The 23,426-nt window shown below is 56.8% G+C and carries 15 protein-coding genes; 11 read left to right on the top strand and 4 right to left on the bottom strand.

From position 1 onward, the window contains the following. Nucleotides 1-187 precede the first annotated feature (187 nt). The 3 genes from ACWJI3_RS01155 to ACWJI3_RS01165 all read left to right on the top strand — a co-directional run bounded on the left by ACWJI3_RS01155 (nucleotide 188) and on the right by ACWJI3_RS01165 (nucleotide 10,790). Entirely contained in the window at nucleotides 188-5,995 is a 5,808-nt protein-coding gene (locus ACWJI3_RS01155; protein WP_480202553.1) for a beta-ketoacyl synthase N-terminal-like domain-containing protein, read from the top strand. A gap of 269 nt (nucleotides 5,996-6,264) precedes the next feature. Beyond that, nucleotides 6,265-8,547, top strand: a complete 2,283-nt coding sequence (locus ACWJI3_RS01160; protein ID WP_480202554.1) for an SDR family NAD(P)-dependent oxidoreductase — start codon at nucleotides 6,265-6,267, stop codon at nucleotides 8,545-8,547. 2,036 nt (nucleotides 8,548-10,583) lie between these two features. Then, nucleotides 10,584-10,790, top strand: coding sequence for a hypothetical protein (locus tag ACWJI3_RS01165; protein ID WP_255099516.1), 207 nt, complete (start codon nucleotides 10,584-10,586; stop codon nucleotides 10,788-10,790). A gap of 127 nt (nucleotides 10,791-10,917) precedes the next feature. Here the strand turns inward: ACWJI3_RS01165 and ACWJI3_RS01170 are convergent, their stop codons facing one another. Beyond that, the gene (locus tag ACWJI3_RS01170; protein ID WP_480202555.1) at nucleotides 10,918-11,598 is read right to left on the bottom strand and encodes a metallophosphoesterase family protein; all 681 of its coding nucleotides are present in this window, start codon (nucleotides 11,596-11,598) and stop codon (nucleotides 10,918-10,920) included. Further along, nucleotides 11,585-11,821, bottom strand: coding sequence for a hypothetical protein (locus tag ACWJI3_RS01175; RefSeq protein WP_480202556.1), 237 nt, complete (start codon nucleotides 11,819-11,821; stop codon nucleotides 11,585-11,587). The genes ACWJI3_RS01170 and ACWJI3_RS01175 overlap by 14 nt, the downstream gene beginning before the upstream one ends. Before the next feature lie 318 nt (nucleotides 11,822-12,139). Between ACWJI3_RS01175 and ACWJI3_RS01180 the strand changes: the two genes are divergently transcribed. The 6 genes from ACWJI3_RS01180 (at nucleotide 12,140) to ACWJI3_RS01205 (ending at nucleotide 16,905) form a co-directional block, all read left to right on the top strand. Next, the gene (locus tag ACWJI3_RS01180) at nucleotides 12,140-12,601 is read left to right on the top strand and encodes a M28 family peptidase (RefSeq protein WP_480202981.1); all 462 of its coding nucleotides are present in this window, start codon (nucleotides 12,140-12,142) and stop codon (nucleotides 12,599-12,601) included. 608 nt (nucleotides 12,602-13,209) lie between these two features. Then, complete coding sequence (locus ACWJI3_RS01185) at nucleotides 13,210-13,401, top strand: Thivi_2564 family membrane protein (RefSeq protein ID WP_094510869.1); 192 nt, start codon at nucleotides 13,210-13,212, stop codon at nucleotides 13,399-13,401. Between the two features lie 90 nt (nucleotides 13,402-13,491). Then, a complete protein-coding gene (locus tag ACWJI3_RS01190; protein ID WP_480202557.1) occupies nucleotides 13,492-14,199 on the top strand; it encodes a cupin domain-containing protein in 708 nt (235 codons plus the stop codon). Nucleotides 14,200-14,257: 58 nt separating this feature from the next. Then, nucleotides 14,258-14,671, top strand: coding sequence for a hypothetical protein (locus ACWJI3_RS01195; protein WP_480202558.1), 414 nt, complete (start codon nucleotides 14,258-14,260; stop codon nucleotides 14,669-14,671). A 538-nt stretch (nucleotides 14,672-15,209) separates the two neighbouring features. Beyond that, nucleotides 15,210-16,541 carry a hemolysin family protein gene (locus ACWJI3_RS01200; RefSeq protein ID WP_480202559.1) on the top strand — a complete coding sequence of 444 codons (1,332 nt, stop codon included), beginning with the start codon at nucleotides 15,210-15,212 and terminating at the stop codon, nucleotides 16,539-16,541. Between the two features lie 202 nt (nucleotides 16,542-16,743). Beyond that, nucleotides 16,744-16,905, top strand: a complete 162-nt coding sequence (locus ACWJI3_RS01205) for a hypothetical protein (protein ID WP_480202560.1) — start codon at nucleotides 16,744-16,746, stop codon at nucleotides 16,903-16,905. A 320-nt stretch (nucleotides 16,906-17,225) separates the two neighbouring features. Here the strand turns inward: ACWJI3_RS01205 and ACWJI3_RS01210 are convergent, their stop codons facing one another. Together ACWJI3_RS01210 and ACWJI3_RS01215 are read right to left on the bottom strand one after the other, a co-directional pair. Then, nucleotides 17,226-17,897 carry a DedA family protein gene (locus tag ACWJI3_RS01210; RefSeq protein WP_480202561.1) on the bottom strand — a complete coding sequence of 224 codons (672 nt, stop codon included), beginning with the start codon at nucleotides 17,895-17,897 and terminating at the stop codon, nucleotides 17,226-17,228. 10 nt (nucleotides 17,898-17,907) lie between these two features. Continuing rightward, nucleotides 17,908-20,661 (bottom strand): cation-translocating P-type ATPase, encoded by a 2,754-nt coding sequence (locus ACWJI3_RS01215; protein WP_480202562.1) that lies wholly within the window; start codon nucleotides 20,659-20,661, stop codon nucleotides 17,908-17,910. Nucleotides 20,662-20,727: 66 nt separating this feature from the next. Between ACWJI3_RS01215 and ACWJI3_RS01220 the strand changes: the two genes are divergently transcribed. Together ACWJI3_RS01220 and ACWJI3_RS01225 are read left to right on the top strand one after the other, a co-directional pair. Further along, nucleotides 20,728-21,888, top strand: a complete 1,161-nt coding sequence (locus tag ACWJI3_RS01220) for a cation:proton antiporter (RefSeq protein ID WP_480202563.1) — start codon at nucleotides 20,728-20,730, stop codon at nucleotides 21,886-21,888. Nucleotides 21,889-21,955: 67 nt separating this feature from the next. Then, nucleotides 21,956-23,359 (top strand): TrkH family potassium uptake protein, encoded by a 1,404-nt coding sequence (locus tag ACWJI3_RS01225; RefSeq protein ID WP_480202564.1) that lies wholly within the window; start codon nucleotides 21,956-21,958, stop codon nucleotides 23,357-23,359. The last annotated feature ends 67 nt before the right edge of the window (nucleotides 23,360-23,426 follow it).

Below are 23,426 nucleotides of genomic sequence, written 5' to 3' on the forward strand. Positions count from 1 at the left end.
ACATGTCATCAATATTTCCTTAGTGCCCTGTGATACATTATGTCAATTTCACCGGCTAAGCACAAAGGGGCCTCCAGCCTTGACTCGGCGGGTCTATGTGTGCAACTCCGCATGGTGGCCTACCCGATCGAAAAACGTCGCACATTTTGACTTATGGGTTAATATGTGATCAGGTGTGCTCAAGGTAATGAATACCACCAATCAGGTTTTGGTGACGGTTCGCCCCTTTGGAGACTGGGTTAGGTCATCGGAGCGTGTATTGGCTGCTGGTGCAACACTCTGTTTGGATACCTTTGGATTTGAAGATCATATAGAAGAGCTTTGGAATCAAGGACTTTCACTTCTGATATCCCGCATTTCATTCGTCTCTTGCAGAGACTTTTCCGTTGCACAGTCCATACTTTCGCTAGTAGAAGGCCAACAATCGAACGCCGCTCAATCGCCGCGTGTCATCATTCCTTGGAGCAAAGTCACTCATGACCAGCTTGATTCGCTAAAGAGCTTGCAACCCGTCGCAAGACTCGGTTCCATCTTGGAAGTCGATCAGTTTTCGGCGTCACCTTGGGGTGAGGCTGAAAACAGACTTGTTCTGATTGAAGGCTATGAATCCGGAGGTCTATGCGGGAGCGACTCGCAGTATATTCTATTCCAAAAGGCTATCAGTTCACTTGACAACTGTAGGATCATCGTATCAGGCCCCATTGGCCTTCTTTCTTTTTCTGCCCTGAATAGTCAGGGGATATTCTCTATATTACTAGATGAGCAAACTCTGCTTCTTCAGGATTCGTATCTTCCACCTCGCAACAGACAGCTTCTCAATCGAGTCAACGGAAGGCAATCCATCGTCCTACGTTCAGGGACAGATCCATCCTTGGATGTGAGGTGCATTTGTCTTCCAGGTAAAGATTCTCCTGGCTACCTCTTCGGCAGCACAATTGATGTCCCTCAGCTTAATGAACTAGCCACATGGAGTTCCGACTGGATCTTTCCTGTCGGTGAGGGTATTGATCTTGCCAAGGACTTCTCGCAACAGTATCGAACTCTCGGCAGACTCATTTCAGCATACCGTTCTGTTAAGGTTAATTCTACTTCGGCTACAAGCCACCCCAACACAATTGCAACGCAGTTTGGTGTTAAGTATCCAATCATTCAAGGCCCAATGTCACGGGTTAGTGACACGGCTGAGTTTGCGGCAAGTGTTGCGCGAGGAGGTGCCTTGCCTACCATCGCTGCGGCGATGCTTACTGCAGAAGCACTTGAGAAGATCCTTATACAGACGGCAGACCTGATACCGGACCTTCCTTGGGGTGTTGGCTTACTTGGGTTCATTGACTCAACTCATTTAAAGTCACAGATCTCAGTTCTGAAGCGTTCAATGGCAAGCTTCTGTATACTTGCCGGTGGAACTCCTGCTCAGGCTAAGGAAATAGCATCCGAGCATCTAAGGGTGTTTATTCATGCTCCAACTCCAGAACTGCTTGATCTATTTATCAAGGAAGGTTGGAGAGACTTCATCCTTGAAGGACGCGAATGCGGAGGACATATCGGTCCACTTAGTTCTCTGAATCTGTGGGAGAGGTCAATCAGAGTTGTTCTAGGCCAAAGCAAAGCTGTGAGCCGAGACGTATGTCTGGTTCTAGCTGGAGGTATCCATGATGAGGCTTCGGCTGCTTTTGCTGCCTACATGGTTGAGGATCTAGTCAAGACAGGTGCGACATGTGGCTTACTCGTTGGTTCGGCCTATCTTGCTACGCGAGAAATTGTTGAAGATAGGGCCATTACCCGTACATACCAAGAGGTTTCACTCCAATGCTCCAACACTGTCTTTCTTGAGACCTCTCCCGGTCATCAAAGTAGATGCGCCGACACAGCATTTTCCCGCGAGTTCAATTCTATGCGAGATGAGCTCGTCAAAGCTCAGGTCCCTGTTCGTGAAATATCCAGCAAGTTAGATCAACTCATTCTCGGACGTCTGAGATTGGCGTCCAAGGGGCTTCAACGAGGAGAGGGGGGGTTGGTTGCCGTTACCGAAGATGACCAACTTCAACTGGGAATGTACATGTTGGGAGAAGCCGTATGCCTGATCAATGATCAGACAACGATTCATCATCTACATGAAGCTATTCGTAATGGTTTGGAGACCCCTGCCAGACGAGCTCAGCAAGATATCTCTGAGAGGACGCAGCCAGCTGGTGTTGTCAGTGAATACAGAGGACAGCACGACATTGCAATCATTGGGATGTCTTGCAAGCTACCAGGTGCCAATGACCCTGAACAATTCTGGAACTTAGTTCTACAAGCCAGGAACCAGATTAAAGAGATCCCTGAGGACCGCTGGTCTATCACTGACTTCTATTCAGCTGATCCGAAGGAGACGAATAAAATCCATTCCAAGTGGGGTGCTTTTCTTGATGCTGTCCAATTTAATCCGATTGAGTTTGGACTTCCTCCACAGTCTCTCTCTTCAATTGACCCAGCCCAGCTTTTAGCCCTTGTATGTGTCAAAGAGGCACTTCAGAATGCAGGCTATCCAGAGGACTGTCTGTATGATCGTGAATCTACATGCGTTGTTCTTGGTTTCAGCGGCGGTTTAGGAGAACTTGGTCAAGCTTATGTCATGCAAGCTGAGTTGGCTCCTCTCTTGAGTCGTCAGCACAATGTCGAGGATATGTTACCAACCTGGACGAGTGATAGTTTTGCTGGAATTCTTCCTAATGTATCCGCTGGAAGAGTTGCCAACAGATTCAATCTCGGTGGGACCAACTGCACCATTGATGCAGCCTGCGCATCCTCACTTGCCGCCTTGGACCTTGCTGTTCATAAGCTTAGACAGGGTGACGCCAATATGGCTGTAGTTGGCGCTATCGATACACTACAGTCACCTTTTGCGTTTTTCTGCTTTTCAGAAACTCAAGCGCTTTCTCCTACTGGTGAAGCAAAGTCGTTTACCAAAAGTGCTGACGGAATTGTGCTTGGCGAAGGTGCAGGTATCCTTGTCCTCAAACGGCTTGAAGATGCTGAAGCCTCTGGAGATTCAATCCTGGCTGTGATCAAAGGAATTGGTAGCTCAAGTGATGGTCGAGGCCGAACCATGACGGCACCGTCACATCACGGACAGGTTCAGGCGTTTGCTCGAGCCTATACAGATGCTGGCGTGAATCCAGCCATGCTTGGGTATTATGAGGCTCATGGAACTGGCACACCTGTTGGTGACCGATCTGAAATCCGGGCTTTGACCACATTCCTGGAAACCCAGAACAATTCAACCACCCATTGTGCGGTTGGATCAGTGAAAACACTGATTGGTCATACGAAGAGTACGGCTGGTTTGGCTGGACTTCTGAAGGCTACGCTAGCCCTGAAGCATCAGTCTATTCCATTGCACAGTAGAATGGAAGAGCCTATTGATGAAGTTAGTTCTTCTAATACTGTCTACCTTCCAGCCGGCACCTTTCCCTGGCTGCAGTCAGATTGCCTTGGCCCTCGGACTGCTGGTGTCAGCGCATTCGGATTTGGTGGTACTAACTTCCATGTTGTTCTGCAAGAGTATATTCCCAAGCGTTTGGCGGACAGACCTTGCACGGACCTAGCACCCAGACTCGCGACCAGTTTTAGACTGCTGTACTTCACTCCTGAGCGTGGAAGCCTTTCGGAATGTATCCGAACGGCCTTGAAGCACGCACGTCTGATTGAACACGAATGCGCTCTTAATGGCTACACCACATCAGTCAATCATCTGGTAGCTGACACAATTAAAAGCCAGGATGTATCTGCTCACCCACGTGATGCTACTGGAGACTTCCTTATTCTTCTTTTTGATCAGTCTCGCTCTGATATTGGTGACAAGCTTGAAGATGCTCTATCCGTCCTTGAAGGACGGCTTGACTACACCAGCACGATGCGCGACTGGCTTGTACTTCAATCTTCATCAGCAGGGTTGCAGATTGACTATAAGACTGCTGAGCAGACTGCGCTACTTTTCCCTGGGCAAGGATCTGATTACCCCGGAATGGGGTCAACATGCCTGTCTGCATCGTCTCTCCAAACCCACGAGCTACTGCTGACCCTATTTCCAGAATCCCGTTCAAGACACGACGTTCTTGCGAAGTACCTTTTCGGCAACTCTGAGCCCGGCACGGGTCTTACTGCTGATATCAAGCAGTCCCTGCTTGCGATCACCGAGGTTGCTTATCTAGAGATTCTTTCATTCCTCGAGGTACCTTGGTCCCTTGGCCTTGGCCATAGCCTTGGTGACTTTGTCAGTCTGTACGCGACAGGGTGGCTAAGTGCGAGCGATTTAGTAACCCTTCTGCAAAGTCGAGGGAAGGCCATCAACGGATTTGTTGATTCCGGATATGGCATGTTGATACTCTTCTGCTCTCCTCAACAGGCTAACGACTTACTTCTTAAGGCAGCCAAGTCATCATTGACACTGGCAAATATTAATTCACCAACGCAAGTTGTTTTGTCAGGTCAGTTGGCTGATTTGGACATCATCGAACAGGCGTGCCTACAGGATGGTATATCTACACAGAGAATGCAGACATTATATCCGTTCCATTCAATGTTTATGCAGGATTGCAATGAATCCTTTAAGACTACTCTCAACTCATTCAGCTTTTCTGCAGGGAACTCGAATTCCAGTCAGTCAATTCTGAGCACGTCACCACAATCTGGTCCTGTTTCTGAGCAGACTATCAGCCACTTGCTCGCCTCCCATATGGTTTCAGGAGTCGACTTCATAGAGTCGGTTAGGCAGGCTGAGGCTCTTGGATCAACCTTCTTCATTGAAGTTGGGCCTAAGAAAGTCCTATCGAAGCTTGTACGATCATCACTCGGCTCTTCAGATTCTATCGCCGTCTCCCTTGATGGACCTCGTGGAACGGAGGACTTTCTGGCTTCCATTATGCGGATAGCAAGCCACGGGGTCACCCTTAATTGGTTCAAACTAAGCGAAATGCTACAGGTTCCTGCTGTACCACTCACAAGCCAAGCTTCTGGCAATGCTGCCACGAAGCCAGGATTTAGCTATTTTATTAATGGTGCCCATGCTTGGAAATCCCAGCATAAGATACAACAGAATATCCAGCACAAGGTTCATCAAGCTCTGTCAGGGAACGTCAGTCGCAGCGATGAAGCCATATTGCATGCAGATTTAGCAGAGCCAGTCCTGCTAACATCTATCCAACCGTCTCCTTCTCAACCGCAGTTAACCCCAATGAACCAACCCAACCAGTCGAGCCAGATCAGCAATCTTCGCTTAGAAGCGTTTCGGACTTATCACGAAACTCTGCGTATGATGATCAATTCCCAGACCCAAGTCTTTTCTGCATTCCTTTCTAATTCTTCCCATGGTGTAGCTTCGTTGGATAGCACAGAGACGATATATACACAGCAGCAAGTGGTTGGATTGGCAGCTCCTCCCGAAACCATCACATCAGCATTTTCACCCCCTGTTCAAAGCATCTCTCAACCCTCTTCTTCCACGATTCTTCAGCAGCCAGTTCAGGCGCTTGCCACCGTTTCACCTCCTAGTGGCAACGGAGATATTGGCCACGCTCATGCAGCTACCCCCACCAAAGCTGTACAAGCCCCACTCAATGGTTTGCATGTCGATACCCCACCGGTACCGCCTTCGAATGGCCATGGAGCGACCACCACTGAGCCCAAGCAGGTACCAGGCGCCACTGATGCATCCTCCATTTTGCTTCAACTAACCTCCCTGCTATCAGAGAAGAGCGGCTACCCAGTTGAGTTGCTTGATCCTGATCAGGATCTAGAGTCTGATCTTGGCATCGACTCCATCAAGAGAATTGAGGTGATGGGAGGTCTGTTGGCTACCTTGCCAAACGTATCTCCTGAGGCTCTTCAGAGCATTCAAACCGGGACTAGAGATCTGAGAACACTCCGGGAGGTAGCTGGCCACATTGCAGCAATCCTGGACGGAAGCATTAACACTGTTGCCGAAGCAGAGGCTACCCAGCCGGGAAAGTAGTTGGCGGGAAGGACGAACCCTCACAGCTTCGTCTTTCCCATTTTGAAAGCACTTCCTTCCGACTAGCTTGCTCTAGGTCTGGACAATGTCTTGAGAGGGCTGACCGACAGTTCATTGTCTTAGTCCCTGACTCAAAGCGTGACTTCTATTCAAACCTATTCGCCAACTCAAGACACGTTTCAGCATTCAATTATTCAGTTACATCTCCAGATCAGTCTCTTCCTGTTTCCATTGGAGGCGATCAGAAGATTCCCGAAAGTGCCACGAATGTGGACTCTTCTACTGATTCTACTATCATATTGCACCTTGATCACTTTGGACAGAAGCTGACCAGTCTTGTTGACTTTGAGCCATCCAATGCTGTTTCTTCTTTGTGGACAGCATTTGACAATATCCGGAATCTTCTCTCTTCCTTCCCCATTCCTGGCAATGATTATCGCCTGGTATTGCTCCATCATGGCCAAGGTGACTTTGGCAGGCGATCTGCGAGCAACGCTCCATCTGGCTCCCCAACCTTCTTCCTGACCTATGTTTCGGCTCTGTCTGGAATGCTTAAGTCAATTACGTCCGAATTTCCATCCGTCAAAACAACCGTAGTTGATGTTTCTGATTCAGTCCTTCTCTCAGATAGCACCCAATCCTATCTCGACTTCATCCTGTCACTTGATGAGCCTGAGAAGGAGTACTCAATCAACGAAGAAGGGCTGCATGTTCATACGATGATTCCTTGCCAACCTTCCATCACTACTTCGGAAGCTACCTTACCCCCCGTATCTTTACCTTCTTGCATCTTGGCGATTGGTGGTGCTCGTGGTATCGCAGTTCCTGTCTTAGAGCAGCTTGGATCAAGGAATGCTTCCCTTGTAGTAACTGGTAGATCTGATATTAATCTTCCCCAATGGTATTCTCCCGGTAGTTCCGTCCCTCAGATCAGGTCTGAACTGATCAAGATGCATAAAGACTCAGGTGAGGCCTTTACTCCAGCCTCCATTGAAAAGGAAGTGAGGAGGATTTCTTCTTCTGTTGAAGCTATTGCAAACCTTGATAGACTGTCCGATCTCTATGCATCAGTTATCTATATCAAAGTAGACCTGCTTGACTCCAATTCTCATGCGTCGGTTATTTCTGAACTTAACGCCAAGGGCTTGAGGGTCGATACTATCATTAATGTAGCCGGTATTATTGAAGACTCATTGGTTAGCAAGAAGAAGCCTGATAGTTTTAACCGTGTCCTGTCAACAAAGATGAATTCGCTGAAGCTTGCTTTTCAAGTGTTAGAAGAGCATCCAGTCGCTAACGTAGTGAACTACGCATCGATTGCTGGCAAGACTGGCAACTATGGTCAAGCTGACTATTCTGCTGCCAATGAACTTCTAAACGCAGGTAGCTGGCTCTCTGCTCTCCTTCACCCTGGGCTCAAGGTTACTTCATTCAATTGGGGACCATGGGCTTCATCGGGCATGGCGACTCAAGAAGTTAATGATGCTTTTGCCGATCGCGGCATCATTCCCATTCCTCTTGACGTTGGCGCACAAAGTGTTGTATCAATCTTGACCAATCAGTCTGAGCTTCCCCTTGAGGTTACATCAGGCTTGTATGACTCTACTAAGTTTACCCAATCCAACTTTGACATACAGCGCCTTTCTGAGTCATACCCATTCTTGGGACAGCATTCTGTTTCGACCACATCATCTACAGAGCATGGACAGCTCAAGGAGACTTATAAGTTCTATCTTGATCCTCACAGTCTTCCTTATATATCCTCCCATCGAAAGTTCGGGCAACCTGTTCTGCCTGCTGCGTCTTCCTGTACATTTGCCCTTGAAGCTTATCAGCGCCACCTTGGGTCGAGTGCTCTCTCTTTAGGTCGTTCTGCCTTGCGTGTCACCACTGACGTTCTCTCAGGAATCGTCTTCAGTGACTTTACTCCTCGCCAGCTTCTCTTTGAAGCCGATGTCGCAGATAATCAACCTTTCACCTGCAGCTTAAGGGATCATCGTTCAAAGCGCTCTTCTTACCGAACTCAAGTAGAACAAGTACCTCATCCAGACATTTGTAGCAAGCTTTTATCCTCTCTATCCAGGTCCAGCAATGATGGCCAACCTCCTCTCAGTGTCAGTCAGAGGGATGCCTATGATAGGTATCTGTTCCATGACGGTGTGATGACTGTCATTAGTGGTACCTCCTTGATCTTCCAAGATACTGAGGTGATTGTCTCCACTTTGCAGTCTCATGGTACCCGTGGGCTACTAGGCGTAGATTCCGCTGCCGAAGGTTTTCTTGATCCATCTCTGCTTGATGGACTTCTTCAGATGGGTCTCATCATACTCCGTGATCTCTACCAAACTAGTGCTCTGCCTAATCGCCTTGTTGTCGATGTTTATGCTGCTCCTGTCCACGGCAAGCAGTATTTAGCTACCGGACGCATTGTAGAGGTCAACGCTGTTACTAGCAAAGCCTATTATGAAGGACTTATTACTTCGGAGGATGGTACTCCTCTTCTTTGCCTTTCCTATGCAGAAATGACCCATTCTCCAAGCATGATTGATTAGGCTTTCTGTCTACCCCCCCCCTCCCCTTCCTTTCGCTCTATTGTGGTGACTCTCCTTCTGTCTTTATCCTCAGGCTCATAGGCTACCTGAATAGCGGGTCTATCTTCTTTGTCGTAGTCTTCAGTCTTCAGCACCTTTCGCATTGAACTTCGAATGTTGCTCTCCCTGTAGTCTTTTGATTTCTCCGATTCGTTGCCCAAGTCTTTGTGTCCCTTCTTTCCGTACCCAATCACGTCAGAAGGCCTTTTGTTTCTATAGCTTCGCATCACCTCTGGTCTTTCTGATTGCTTTCTCTTCAGTCGACTAAGATCTATGTGTCAGCAGTCATTCTCTTATTGACGCACTGTTCTTGAGCCGTGAGTCTGTCTCGATTAACCTCTGATCATCTCTTGTCGTGTTTGGTCAGTGTCGATTCTTTGGTTCCCTAAGCCAGGCTGGCCTTATGGAACAACTTCCGATTCTTTTCTATTGTTATTCTTGTCATCATCGTTTTCCAAGTCACTGTCGCTTCTGCTGACATCAGGTGGTTGCTCAACCTTTTGTTTGATCCCAACGATGAGTGTATCTACTAGGCTCGCTTGCGGGTTTGTGAGGTTTTGTTTGTTTACTGCGTCTCCCCAGTTGTGAGTTGGCCAGGGAGCACTGTTCTTTTGGCTTATGACTAACCGGCAGTGCTTAGACTTAGCGACTACCTCTATGCATCTTCGGTGATCTCACCTCTTGCTTTTCCTTTGTACTTCTAGACAACAGTTCACAGGCCATTAGGGTATTGGCTTGGTGCGTGCTTCCCTCTATCATGATGTACGGACTCAACGCGTGTAGCCAAAGCTACCAGACAGTCCATCGATGACGAAACCCACCAGAACCGTTCGCCAGGTTCAGCGCACAGTTGATACCAAAGGCCGTGGATCTCTGCCTCCACCTGTGGATTCCTTTCCAGCAACACCACTGCTCAGCGCCTCGGCCTCGCCCCAGCAGCCTGCACCGCCGGATACCGCAGGGCCGCATCTCTTGCAGCCACCTGGGCTTTTAACACCACGTTTCGCGTATCAGCGAAGAGCTCGCTGAGTTCACACGGCTACAGCTGCCAGACCGCGAGCTCAGGAGGGAGACGGACTGCTCAGGTTGGCTGAATCCCAATGTGTCCTACCCCGCAGGGCTTTCACTTGCGCTATGTGCAGCTCCTGCCAACAGGTTTTGCCTGATCGATGAGCTCACTTGGTTTTCTTCAGAGGCAAGGCTCTGCCGGCAGCCAGGAAGGCCCGACGGACCATCCGACGCCAGGCCGCGACGCTAACCCCTGACATTGATCAAGCGTCTTTCTACGTCGCGCCTGTCTGTTCGCATCCCATGGCCGCACAACCCAGTGGCACCCTGTCCCGCTGGCAGCCTTCGAGCAGCAGATCTTCAGGCGCTGATCCGTGAGCTGCTGCTCCCCCGGCGCCATCTGCTTTGGATCCGCTGTCTGGTCTACCGACGGCTGAGCCTTGATGGCTGGCACTTCAATCCCAGAGGAGAGCAATGCAAACGGTTTGACTATGGCTGCAGCGACCCCTTTTGCGTTGTCGAGAGCGCCCAGTTCAGAGGACAGATCAAGGCACGAATGCTGCTGTGTTCCAATCTCCCGCAGTACGTCTGAGAGATTGACTTTCACTACGGCCAGAGGCTGGCTGGCCGATTGTTGAATCTTCTGTGCTTGCTGGATGACCAGAGCCGTGTCCGTCTGTCCGTTTATGGCACCCGACGCTGCATGTCTGTTGACGTGATGCCTACGATTGGGAATGGACGACCCCACTTCCTCCTGTCCGGGGTTAACGATATGAGGGGCCGGCACTGACCACTCGAAGGCACCCACTCCAGTCCGGGAGGATGTCGTTGGCTGAAGTCAGGCTTCCATCCCGCCATCAGGCCACTGGTGGTACTACCTTTGCAACGCCCCACAGCTGTCTATGGCCAGGCTTCTCCCCGTCAGTCTCTGTGTGACTTTCACCTTGCTTGCAGGCTGCGGTCGTCCAGATGGTCAGGCTCTCCAGAAGTTGGCCTGCGAGCAGGTCGCCAGCTCAATCGACCTGCAATCCGTCGGACAACTCGACGCGCTGCGCAAGGCACTCGGGTTGGCACCCGGCGTTGATCCCCTGCAAACCTGCCGTGACCTTGGGGTGAAGATGGAGCCCACACCCCAGCCTGACAACAGCTCCTCCGAGCAGGGCAACGCCGAAGTAGGCGGCGGCAACGAGAACTGAACTGCGGCCGGCTTTCCTTACCGATCAGCTGTTGGCTGTTGGACGCGTTGTTGACTTGGCGGAAGCTGTTTGGTGCCCTCTCTCTGGTGTGAGATCAGTGGTTTCAGTGCAGACCTGATCCACGTCTTTATTGACGCCAGCTCCCCCTTCGCCCGGGTTGATCCATGGGGCTGCCCGGCTTCGTGGCGGGCTCAATCCTTAGCGCCGTCAATCTGCCACTCAGATAGGCCCCCGTATCAATCCCGATGCGGTGCGGCAGGTGGGTGATCTGGAAATCGTTGCGGAATGTGTGGCCGTGCACCACGGTGTATGGAAGCCCATGGGGCTTGGAGAGAAAGGGCTTGCGGATCCAGATCAGATCCTCGAAGGCCTGGCGCTCCCACGGCACCCCTGGCCGCACGCCGGCATGCACAAACAGATAGCCGCCGCGAATCGCCGTGACCGGCAACTGTTCGAACCACTCCCTGTGTTCGCTCGCCAGTGGCAGGAGCGCGGGTTCGCCGCCGTTGTAACGCCATCGATCGTAAGCCGGCCCTGCTTTCGATTCCGCTAATGACTCGAGCAGCATCTGCTCATGGTTGCCCCGCAGCACGGTCACACCCGCCAGGCCGTAGGCCGCCGGGTTGTCCTGCAGCTGCCAGACCCGCTCCAGCACCTTGCGATCGCCGTCCGGTTCAGGCGCTCGATCGATCAGATCCCCCAGGAAGATCAGCTCCACGCCGGAGTCCAGGTGTGGGGTGAGTTCCTGCTCGAGCAGGGAGGCGCAGCCATGCACATCTCCGATCGCCACCACATCAGGACTGCTCATCGTCCCCCTCATCGAGGTTGGTTCTGGAGCACAGCGACTCTCGGCTTAGGCGCTTGCGGCTGAGCTTGGGATCGTTCAGCATCAGTGACAGCTTTTCATGAACCATCTCCAGTTCCTTGTTGATTTCGTATGAGGCGGGCATCTTCAACAGGCTTGCGCGCAGATTACTCAGATTGAGGGTTGCGGTGCCGTGATTGCCTCGATCGAGTTCCTCGCTTCCCACTCACGGCAGGTGCAGGGGCTCGACCAGACTCTGGCGCTCGCCGCTGCCGGGCGCCTCCCAGGCCAGCCGCATGCTGAGGATCTCCTGGTTGGGAACCAACCGGGCAGATTGAGCTGCAGGCCCACGTTGAGCTCCTCCCCGGCGCGCAGGTTGGGGAGCTGGTGATTACCGGCACCGTTGGTTCTGAGGTCGTTGAGCAGATCCACCACCTCAGCGCCGATCAGCCACCACTGTCACCTCGTCGTCGAAACTGACGTTGGCGAGACGATCACGGTTGGTACGCTCCCCGGCCAGCGCCCGCAGCTCGACCCGCTGCTGGTGGCGTCCCACTACGACGGGCCCCAGCACTCGATCGGCGTCGACGTGACCGCCTCTGGGCTGGCGACCCTGATCGAGCTGGCGATGCACTGGGCCGCAGCGCCGCCCCGGCGAACCATGTGGGTCGTGACCTTCGATCAGGAGGAATGGGGGAGGCTGACCACCAGCGTGCTGGAGCTTGAACTCAAGGCCAGAGGCCAGAAACTGCCGCTGATGGTGAGACTGGAGATGATCGCTTACACCAGCGCCACTCTGAGCTGGGCTGGGTGGGCCTGCTTCCGGTGCCGGGGTTCGCCTCAGCGTTGGGTTCGGGGCGCCGGCCGCTGGGGTGTACTGGCGCTGAGGGGCGCTTTCTGTGGTGCCGTGAGGTGCTGCGGGAGGCTTCGCAGGCCCCGACGATCTGGCGGACACTTCAAGCTGCAGCGAGCCTGCAGGCGTCAAGGAGCCGTCACGTCAGCATGATCGGGGGTAGAGGTGGGCAGCGATGAAAGACTGCGGCTGAGGGAGGTTCTCAATAGAGAATGATCAGCGGCCATGCCCTCAGTGCTTCTGTGTTGTTCTTGGATCCCGCTGCGAATGCATCCACTTGGTTGATCAGCCACTGCCGTCATCAGCCTCCTGCTGTTGTGAGACTGATGCTGTGACCAGATCCGTGCGGCGACTTGGATTCATGGTGTGATCGGCTTCTTCTGTCCCTTGTGAGGGATGGGGAGTGTGAAGCCAGTGGGTGGAGCATGCAGCCTCGGTTCACCCTGATGAGGCCTGGCCACAGCTCATGAATCAAGGAAATATGCTGTGCCTTGCTTACGTCTTTGCAAGCGTGGCTTGCCCGTCTGATTGTGGCCTGCTGCACATCTGCCTCCTGTTTGCCTCCTATCTGCAGCATCCTCTTGGAGTTGATCCCCTGGCTTCTCGCTTCTTCACTGGCTTCGTTGACTGAACGGGCAAAGGTATGGCTAGAGATGGACTGGGCATGGTGATGGAGCTGCCAGGAGAGCCGCCTCCGGTTCTTGCAATGCAAGCTCCCTATCGGCTCTGTTCATGACGCTCGTACTCTGGAAAGCTATCCAATGACGCTGATTTCGCTTCTCGTTACACTCATCGTTGTGGGGGTGTTGTTGTGGCTGGTTAACAACTACATTCCGATGGATAGCAAGATCAAGAACATTCTCAACATTGTCGTTGTCATTGCTGTCGTCATCTGGCTGCTCAATCTGCTGGGCCTGACGGACAACCTGCGCGGCATCCGCGTGGGGAGTTAGGCGCTGGCCGGGGTGGGCTTGGTGGCGCACGGGAGTTGCGGTGAGGGGGTTGGCACCCAGGCGTCTGCCGGGATCCAGCAGAATCAGGCCATGGATCTCCATGCTGATCTGAGCCGGCCCGTGGTGCTCGACACCCACGCCCTCCCCTGGATTCCCTCGCCGATGCCGGGGGTGGAGCGGCGCCTGCTCGACCGGCAGGGTGAGGGAGTGGCGCGGGCCACCTCCTTGGTGCGTTATGCACCAGGCAGCCACTTTCCCCCCCATCGCCATGGCGGCGGCGAGGAGTTCCTGGTGCTTGAGGGCACCTTTTCAGATGAGCTGGGCGATTACGCCGCCGGCAGCTACCTGCGCAATCCGGTGGGCTCCAGCCATGCCCCGTTCAGCGTGGCGGGTTGCACGATCCTGGTGAAGCTGCAGCAGATGCATCCGGCCGATCAGCAGCGCGTCTGCATCGACACCCGCAGCACCTGTTGGCTGCCTGGCCTTGTGGAAGGGCTTGAGGTGCTGCCACTGCATGCGTACGGCTCCGAACATGTGGCCCTGGTGCGTTGGGCACCCGGCACGGTGTTCCAGCTGCACGGTCATCCCGGTGGCGAGGAGATCTTCGTGCTGGAGGGGGTGTTCCAGGACGAGCACGGCACATACCCGGCTGGTAGGTGGTTGCGCCATCCCCCAGGCAGTGTGCACAGGCCCTGGAGTGAGACTGGCTGCACGATCTGGGTGAAGACCGGCCATCTGCCAGTCACCTGCGGACCGGATGGTGCGCTGAGCTCAGCCCCCACGACACCCGTGGCATGAGCCACAGGTTGGCTGCAGCACACCCGTGACCGTGCCCGCCTAGCGCGCTGTGCCTAGCGTGAGGCTATTCCGCCAGGTGGCCATGGCTGTGGTGAACCGCTGCGCGGTGGGGGTCTACCCCAGTGAGCAATTGCTGGATTGGGCCCGGAGGCTGGAGCTGGAGGTGGATTCGGCGGGAGCCCGGGAGCCCTGCTTGTACCTGATCCCCGATTACGACACACAGGAGGAGGCTGAGGAAATCCTCGCGGAGGTGTACGAGGCGATCTTTGAAGCGGAGCTGGATTACTGGCACCGCGACATCGGGGCCTGGCCGGCTGAGCGCACCTACCCGGTGTTCCGCAAGTGGTTTGATGTGCGCTTCTACCCCCTGATCCAGGATCTGGTGGCCGATGAACTCACGGCCACCGAACTGGACGACGAGTTGGTGGGCACCATCACCACAGCATTGGAAGGAATGGCGAAGGCGCCTTGAGGGACTGGGCAAGCGTATGGCTGCCGATGACCTGAAGCGAGCGCTTTGCTGTGAGCATTGCCCTGATGGCAGCACTGCGATCTACAGCATGGGCTGTGTGAAGTTTGCCAGGGGGAAACTTGCTACGGTAAATGTGCTTTAGCTGTCGGTCTGCGGTTGCTTCCAAGGTGGTGCCGATGGCCTGGTAACTTCAACGTGCTGTTGCTGTCTCTCGCTTTACTCTGTCCTCGGCACTGTTGATCATGGACACTGTTGATCATGATCGGGTGGCTGTCATCGAGTTCGCCTGGATGTCGGGTTCCAGCACGAGACATGCATCAGATTGGTGGTAGAAGCTGCGCAGATCAGCTGGGTTGTTCAGGTGCGGCATCCCTGTGGAATGATCGAACCTGCTCTTCTGCTGCAACCTTCAGTTTCTCTGATCGCGTTGATGATGCGTGATTCTGGTCATACTGGAGGCGACAGGAAGCCATGGCCATCCGGGCAAAGCCATGCACCTATCTGTAGAATCGATCCATCGTGAGCTTTTCCCCCCTGCTTGGCGCTGGAGATTCTGTTCATCCTGTTGCTGATCGTGGCCAACGGGATCTTTTCTGGCTCTGAGATCGCGATTGTTTCGGCGCGCAAGGTGCGGCTGCAGCAACTGGCCGATAAGGGGAGCAGGCCGGCGCGTATCGCCCTGCGCCTGGCGGAAACGCCGAACGATTTTCTTTCCACGGTGCAGATCGGCATCACCCTGATCGGCGTGCTCAGTGGTGCTGTGGCTGGCGCCACGGTGGCGCAGAAGCTCAAACCCTTCGTTGATCAGCTTCCGGCTCTGCGGCCCTACAGCGAAGGGCTGAGCGTCACGCTGGTGGTGGCTTTGATCACCTACCTCTCTCTGGTGATCGGCGAGCTGCTGCCCAAGCGCATCGCCCTCACCCATCCGGAGAGGATCGCCTGCACCATCGCGCCGGCCATGCGAACCCTTTCGCGGTTGAGCGCGCCCGCCGTGCATCTGCTTGGTGCCTCCACCGATGGCCTGCTCAGGGCTCTGCATGTGTCCGCCAGCACCGAGCCCGACATCACCGAGGAGGAGATCAAGGCATTGATTCGCCAGGGGGCAGATTCCGGTGTGTTCGAGCCCACGGAGCACGACATGGTGCAGCGGGTGTTGCGGTTGGGTGATCGCACCATCAAGACGATGATGACCCCACGCACTGACATCCAGTGGCTTGATCTGGAAGCAACGGAGGAGGAGATTCTCGCTGACGTACAGGATTCGAACCACTCGCGCTTTCCGGTGGGCCGTGGCAGCCTTGACGACTGCGCCGGCATTGTGCGCGTGCGCAGTTTGCTCAACGCCCAGCTGGGGCGTGAGCCGCTGGATCTCGAGGCCTTGTGCCAGCCACCGCTCTACATCGCCGAATCGAGCCGTGCTCTGAGTGTGCTGGAGCAGTTCAAGCGCGCGGGCATCCATATCGCCCTGGTTACCGATGAATATGGCGGCGTGGAAGGGCTGGTGACCCTCAACGATCTGATGGAAGGCATCGTGGGCGATCTGCCCGACCTCGACGATAACGAAGATCCTTCCTTTGTGACGCGAGAGGATGGCTCCTGGCTGGTGGATGGCAGCCTGGATATCAACGCCTTTGATGACCGTATCGGCACGGAATTGCTCAGCTCCGATGAGCAGCCCACTTATCACACCCTCGCAGGATTTGTGATTCATGCCCTGGAGAGGATTCCCAGATCCTCGGATCACTTCCTCTGGCTGGGCTACCGCTTTGAAGTGGTGGACATGGACGGCAACCGCGTGGACAAGGTGCTCGTGACGCCACCGGTGAAGCCCCCTGCCGGCAGTGATCCATCCGGTGAACTTGACGGCTAAGCGTGGCCATTGCCTCGGCTCTGGTGCTGCGGCGCCCCTGGGCTGCGTGGTGATGGTTGTTGCTGCGTTGGCTGCCATTGGGCTGCCAAACTGAATCAGCGATTGACCTGTCAACGTGGCCTGTGAACGCTGCGGTTGCCGCATGATCACCAAAGCGAACCACGCGAAGGGATTGTTGATCTGTGCGGACTGTGGCCACCGTGTGGCTCAGCTCCAGCAACGGCAGACGCTGGGCAGTTTGTACGCCGCCAGCTTTTTGTTGCTCTTCCTGATGGCGCTGGTGGTGATCACCGCCAGGCTTGAACCCAGCGTCTCCAGCGATCTGGAATTGGAACCCGTCAAGGAGCGCTCCAGGGAAGAGTGATTCAGGCTGTGCCCCCTCGGAACACTCACGCCACTCACTGCGTGACCACTCGCTTCTTGAGTAAAGCCCCCTTGCCTTCCTGCGCTGTTCGCAGCGACAGGCTGAGCCGTGCCAGGTCCCCCTGCTATACAACAGCGGGCCAACTCCGTCTAACCGCCTGCTGGCTGCTCTCCCTGAATCAGCCAGCATTCCCTAGAGGCGTCTCATGGGCAACTTCGTGATCGGCTGTCTGTGCTCTTTGCTCGTTGGCCTGTGATCGGTGACCCGTGATCAGTGGTTTGCGATCGATGATCTGTGAATGATCACGAGTTGGTGAGTGATCACCTGGAGTTTTTTCGCAGCAGTTGGGCCAGCGCCCACACCCCCATGGAGGCAATCAGCACGAGCAGTAGCTGGACCACGAAGCTGCCCATGGGTGCGATCCATAGCAGGATCTGGCGGTAGTTCGCTCCCAGCACCATTCCTGACGTCACCAGAACCAGGATCCAGACCAGGCTGCCCGCACTCGTCCAGAACAGAAACGAACCCTGTGGCATCAGTTCAATGCCGGCCGGTATGGAGACAAAGGGCCGGATTCCAGGGATCATCCGGCCCCAGAACACCACCGCTGGCCCATGGATGGAAAACCAGCGGCGGCTGGCGGCCAGATCCGCTGGCCTGAGCCCGAACCAGCGGCCGTGCCGGCCAATCAGATGTTCCAGCCTCTGCTCGTTCACCAGGCGACCGATCCCGTACCAGAAGCAGGCCCCGAGCAACGTGCCGATCAAGGCGGCAAGCACAACGGGAACGAACTGAAGCTTGCCCTGCTGAATCAAAAACCCGCTGAGTGGCATCACCAGCTCGGAGGGGATTGGCGGGATCACGTTCTCCAGCAGCAAGACAAGAGCGATGAGCACATACCCCTGCAGCGGGTTGGTTTCGGCTGTGTCTGCGATCAGTGCCAGAAAGGATTCGGCCCAGCGGTGCAACTCATTGGCAGCAGGTTGCACCATTCCATGAATCTCAGGCATCGGCATGGGCACGGCGCCGCCAGAGCCGCCACAGCTTCTCAATCTCCAGATAGGAGAAGAAGATCAGGCTGAAGCCAACGCAGATGGCCAGATCCTGCAGGCTGAGCGGAGTGGTTTCGAAGAACTTCGACAGGAACGGCACGTAAAGCAGGGCCATCTGCAGGCCGGTGGTGAGTACCACAGCCCAGATCAGCCAGGGATTGGAAAAAGGGTTGATCTGCACCAGCGGCAGATCGCTGCGGGCGGCCAGGGCATGGCCCATCTGGGCCAGGCAGAGGGTGGTGAACACCATCGTCTTCCACGGGGCTCCCGACCCAGCGGCGTAAACCATCAGCACGATGGTGATCACAGCGAAGACCACGCCGACCCGCAGGATATAGCTGCCGATGCCGCGGGCAAAGATCGACTCACCAGGTTCTGCCGGTGGCCGTTGCATCAGCCCTTCCTCGCCGGGCTCCAAAGCCAGTGCCAGGGCAGGAACGCCATCGGTCACCAGGTTCATCCAGAGGATCTGCAACGGCGAGAGTGGAACGCCCACCATGCCCAGCAGTGGGGCGGAGGCAATCGTGATCAGCTCGCCGACGTTGCTGCCGAGGATGTATTTCACGAAGCGGCGGATGTTGGCGTAGACCAGCCTTCCCTCTTCCACCGCATTCACGATGGTGGCGAAGTTGTCGTCGAGCAGCACCATGTCGGAGGCTTCCTTGCTCACCTCCGTGCCGGTGATGCCCATCGCCACGCCGATATGGGCCTGCTTGAGGGCCGGAGCGTCGTTGACGCCGTCGCCCGTCATGGCCACCACCTGGCCATTGGCCTGCAGCGCTTTCACGATCCTCAGCTTCTGCTCGGGAGGAACACGGGCATAGATACTGCAGCGGCTCACCACCTCCTGGAGCCTCGCATCGTTGAACTGCTCCAGCTCCCGGCCCAGCACCACCTCGGCGTTTGCATCCACGAGGCCGATCCCTTGCCCGATGGCCCGGGCGGTGAGCGGGTGATCCCCCGTGATCATCACGGGCCGGATGCCGGCTTCCCGGCAGCGGGCCACAGCCTCAGCCACTTCCGGTCGGGCTGGATCGAGCTGGGCCATCAACCCCAGCAACACCTGGTGATCCAGCGACTGCTCCGGGCTGGTGTGATGGGGAGCGCAGGCGAAGGCCAGCACCCGCAGGCCTGAAGCCGCCAGCTGACGTGCCTGCTCCACCCACCACTGCCGCTGCGGATCGCTCAACACCGCCACGCCATGACTGCCGATCCAGCGGTCGCAGGAGCCAAGAATCACCTCAGGTGCGCCCTTGGTGATCAACAACGTGCTGGAGCCCTTGCTCACATCTCCCAGGGGCTGTTGCAGGGTGCCAGTGGTGTCGTCCACCCACGCCGCCATCAGCTGGCGTTCCGAGCTGAAGGGAATCTCGGCCTTGCGTTTGTAGTGGCTCCGCAAGGCGAAGCCATCGAGCCTGGCCTTGCTGGCCGCCACCACCAGCGCCCCCTCGGTGGGATCCCCGAGCACGTCCCAGCTGCCGTCCTCTTCCTTCTTGAGTTCGGCGTCACTGCAGAGCACGCCGGCTGCCAGCAGCAGGTCCCGGGCGCCAGCGGTGATGCCAGGCACGGCTCCTTCAGGCGGCGCGAGTTCGGACACCGTGAAGGAGCCGTGGGGGTCATAGCCCTTGCCGCTGACCGCAATCGACTGACTGCCGCAACGCAGCTCCTCCACCACCTGGCGGTTCAAGGTGAGGGTGCCGGTCTTGTCGGTGCAGATCACCGTGACCGATCCGAGCGCCTCCACCGCGGGCAGGCGGCGGATCAGGGCGGCCCGTTGCACCATGCGCTGGGTGCCGATCGCCAGGGTGACCGTGATCACGGCGGGCAGACCCTCCGGCACGATCGCCACAGCCATGCTCAGCGCCACCTCCAGCAGCCCCAGCAGTGGCTGGCCCAGCAACCAGCCACCCAGCACCACCAGCGCCACCAGCGCCAGCGCGGAACCCACCAGCACAGTGGCCAGCCCATCGAGCCGTTCCTGCAGCGGCGTGGTTTCGCCACCGGCGGAGTTGATCATTTGCGCGATCTGGCCCAGCTCCGTGCCCATGCCGGTGGCGGTGACCACCGCCGTGCCCCGCCCCCGCACCACCTCTGTGCCCTGGAACAGGCAGTTCTGGCGTTCCAACACCGGCGTGGCGGCCTCCATCACCAGATCCGCCTTTTTGAACACCGCTTCGGCCTCACCGGTGAGGGCCGCCTCGCGCAGGCCCAGCTCGGCCACCTCCACCAGACGGGCATCGGCAGGCACGCGGTCGCCCGCTTCCATGCGGATCAGATCGCCGGGCACCAGTTGCTCGCTTGTGAGCCGTTCCCAATGGCCATCGCGGCGCACCGTGACCAACGGCTGGGCCATCTCGCGCAGCGCCAGCAGCGCTGTCTGGGCGCGGCTTTCCTGCAGGTAGCCCAGCAGGGCGTTGAGCCCCACGATCAGCACAATCGCGATCGCATCCTTCGGGAAGCGCTGGGCCGAGAACGCAATGGCGGCCGACACTGCGGCAACGGCCAGCAGCATGATCAGCATCACGTTGCTGAGCTGATCCCAGAGAATGCGCAGGTTGCTGCGGCCAGGCGCCAGCTCCAGCTTGTTCGGCCCCAACCGGGCCAGCCGTTCGGCGGTCTGGGCGGTGCTCAGACCCTCAGCCGTGGCCTCCAGCTCCTGAAGGCATTCCTCCACAGTGAGGTTGTGCCACGCAGGCGAATCCATGCGACTCAAGGAAGACACGCGGTGATCAACCGAAAACACTAAGCGCCTTTTCTGACCCACAGGCCCATGCCGACCCTGCTCACAACCCTGCTGGTGCTGCTCACCGGCGTGCTGGCAGCTCGCGTTTCAGCGGGCCGGCTGGTGGCCTGGGCGGTGCCCGCCATCGTGCTGGAGCTGGCGGTGGGCTTCATCCTCGGGAACACGGTGTTGCCGTTCGAGGCGATCCGGCCGCTCAGCGGCATCACCGAGCTGGGGGTGTTGACCCTCTTCTTTCAGGTGGGGCTGGAGGTGCGCGGCGATGTGCTCTCGGCGCGGCGCAACGCCGTGCTGCGCACGGTGGCACTCAGCTTTCTGGCTCCCCTGCTGGCCTACCTGCCGCTGAGCCAGGGTTTCGGGCTGGCCAGAAGCGAGACCCTCCTCTGCCTGGCGGTGCTCAGTGCCACAGGAACTGGGGTGACCCTGCGGGTGCTGGCCCTCGGCCAGGGGCTTCAGACCCCCTCGGGTCGCCTGTTGGTGGGGGTTTCCGTGCTCGACGATCTGCCGGCCATCGCCTTGCTGTCGGTGGCGATGGCCAGCGCAGGCGTGCCGATGGGTGGCGTAGGGCTGGCGGTGCCCGGCCCGCTGCTCGGCCTTGCTGCCGCCGCCGTGAGCTACTGGGCGGTGGGTCTCTGGGCCCAGCACCGCCGCGAACGGCCCACCGCACCGCTCTCGATCCTGCTGGTTTTGATCGGGTCGTCGTGGTTGGGAGAAGCCAGCGGCCTCACCTCCCTGCTGGGGGCTCTCTGGGGTGGCGTGCTGCTGGCCCGGCTCAGCCCGCCGCAAGCGGAGGTGAACCGCACCCTGGCCGTGCTCTCGGATGTATTTCTGCCGCTGTATTTCATCAGCGTGGGGATGCGAATCCCGGCGGCGACCCTGCTGGATCCCCAGGCCTGGAGCCTCGCCGCCGCCCTGGTGGGGATGGCGGTGCTCACCAAGCTCCTCTGCGGCCTGGGCATCACGGCGGCCGACCGCGCCGCTGGGGTGGACCGCTGGCTGGTGGTGTTCGGCCTGATCCCCAGGGGCTTGCCCGGACTGGTGTTCGCCACAACGGCTCTGAGCGCCGGGGTGATCAATGCGTCACAGTTTTCCGCCCTGGTGATCATGGTGACGCTCACCACGGTGCTGGGCCTGCTGCTGCTGGAGCGCCGCCTGGCTTTCGTGCGCAAAGCGGCTGAGAATCCTTCGTGAGGGGTGATTCCTGCTGTGGTGATCGCTCCAGTACGTTGATCGTTGCTTGAATTCCCCTGAGCCGGTGATGGTGCATTCGGTTCATCAGCTATGGGGACGCCTGCTCGCCTGGCGGCACCGTCTCACGGTGCCGCAGTTCACGGTGGTGACCGGTGGATTGGTGATTGCGTTGGGCACAGTGCTGCTGGCCTCGCCGCTCTGCTCCAGCGACGACGTGGGCCTTTGGCAGGCACTGTTCACCGTGACCTCGGCGATCACGGTGACGGGTCTGTCGATCATCGATGTGGGCAAGGATCTCACGCTCTTTGGCCAGATGACCCTGGCAGGGCTGATGATCACAGGCGGGCTTGGCCTGATGGCGATCACCACCTTCCTGCAAGGGTTTGTGCAGGGCCGCTCCGGCCTGCGCCATCGCCTCGACAAGGGACGCATGCTGGATGAATTCGGGGTGGGCGGAATCGGCCCCACCTTTCACCGGATCCTGATCACCGCCGGCTGCGTGATGGGAGTGGGCACGCTGATTCTGTTCTTCTTTGGCTTCACCGATATCACCAACCTTGGTGAACGCTTCTGGGCCTCAATGTTTCACTGCATCAGTGCCTACAACAACGCAGGTTTTGGGCTTTGGGCCGACAGCCTGGTGGGCTATAAGGCCAATCCGGTTGTGAATTTCGTGATCGGTTGTTTGATCGTCTTCGGTGGTATCGGTTGGCGGGTCACCAATGATCTGTGGGAGAACCGCTCCCGCCTCAGGCGTCTGTGCCGCCTCACCCTCCATACCCGGCTGGTGCTGCGCAGCACTCTGCTGCTGATCGCCATCGGGGCACTGGGCCTGCTGTTCACAGAACAATTCGCTCCTGATGGTGTGGTGACGAGCCTCGGCTTGTGGGAGAAGCTTCAGGTCACCATTTTTCAATCGATCACCACACGCACCGCAGGCTTCAACACCGTGCCGCTGTCGATGGAAACACTTTCGGATGCAGGCTTGCTGCTGATGATCGTGTTGATGTTCATCGGCGCCAGCCCAGGTGGCACGGGTGGGGGCATCAAAACCACCACCTTCGTTCTGCTGATGGGTACCACCCGTTCGATGCTTGAGGGCCGCAAGGATGTGGTCATCGGGCGGCACGAGATCCCCGCGCCGATTGTGTTCAAATCCGTTGGCGTCGCACTGGCTTCCGGCCTGTTCGTGATCCTGATGACCATGCTTCTCGGGCTCGGGCCAACAACGGCTGGAGAACCAACAGCTCAGTCTTTCAATTTCCTTGAAAAGCTGTTCACCTGCATGTCAGCCTTTTGCACCGTTGGACTGGATGTCGGTGTTACTGCCAATCTCAATCGTTGGGGCCAGTTGGTGCTGATGGTGGGTATGTTTGTGGGTCGATTGGGAATCATGCTGCTGCTTCAGTCCCTCTATGGCAGCAGGCCTCCTTCCCGAGTGGGCTACCCCCAGCAGGAGGTCTTCATTTGACGTTGGAAGCTGTTCCGCTCCACTTCGAGCCGCGGTGCCTGTCCGCGCAGCTGATGCTGTTGCTGCT

Source organism: Marcopretia estuarina LEGE 06307 (assembly GCF_056633115.1).

Coding starts and splice junctions, on each gene's coding strand:
- ACWJI3_RS01220 (WP_480202563.1), top strand. CDS start 20,728: ATGCCGACCCTGCTCACAACCCTGCTGGTGCTGCTCACCGGCGTGCTG.
- ACWJI3_RS01215 (WP_480202562.1), bottom strand. CDS start 20,661: ATGGATTCGCCTGCGTGGCACAACCTCACTGTGGAGGAATGCCTTCAG.
- ACWJI3_RS01185 (WP_094510869.1), top strand. CDS start 13,210: ATGACGCTGATTTCGCTTCTCGTTACACTCATCGTTGTGGGGGTGTTG.
- ACWJI3_RS01225 (WP_480202564.1), top strand. CDS start 21,956: ATGGTGCATTCGGTTCATCAGCTATGGGGACGCCTGCTCGCCTGGCGG.
- ACWJI3_RS01155 (WP_480202553.1), top strand. CDS start 188: ATGAATACCACCAATCAGGTTTTGGTGACGGTTCGCCCCTTTGGAGAC.
- ACWJI3_RS01190 (WP_480202557.1), top strand. CDS start 13,492: ATGGATCTCCATGCTGATCTGAGCCGGCCCGTGGTGCTCGACACCCAC.
- ACWJI3_RS01210 (WP_480202561.1), bottom strand. CDS start 17,897: ATGGTGCAACCTGCTGCCAATGAGTTGCACCGCTGGGCCGAATCCTTT.
- ACWJI3_RS01170 (WP_480202555.1), bottom strand. CDS start 11,598: ATGAGCAGTCCTGATGTGGTGGCGATCGGAGATGTGCATGGCTGCGCC.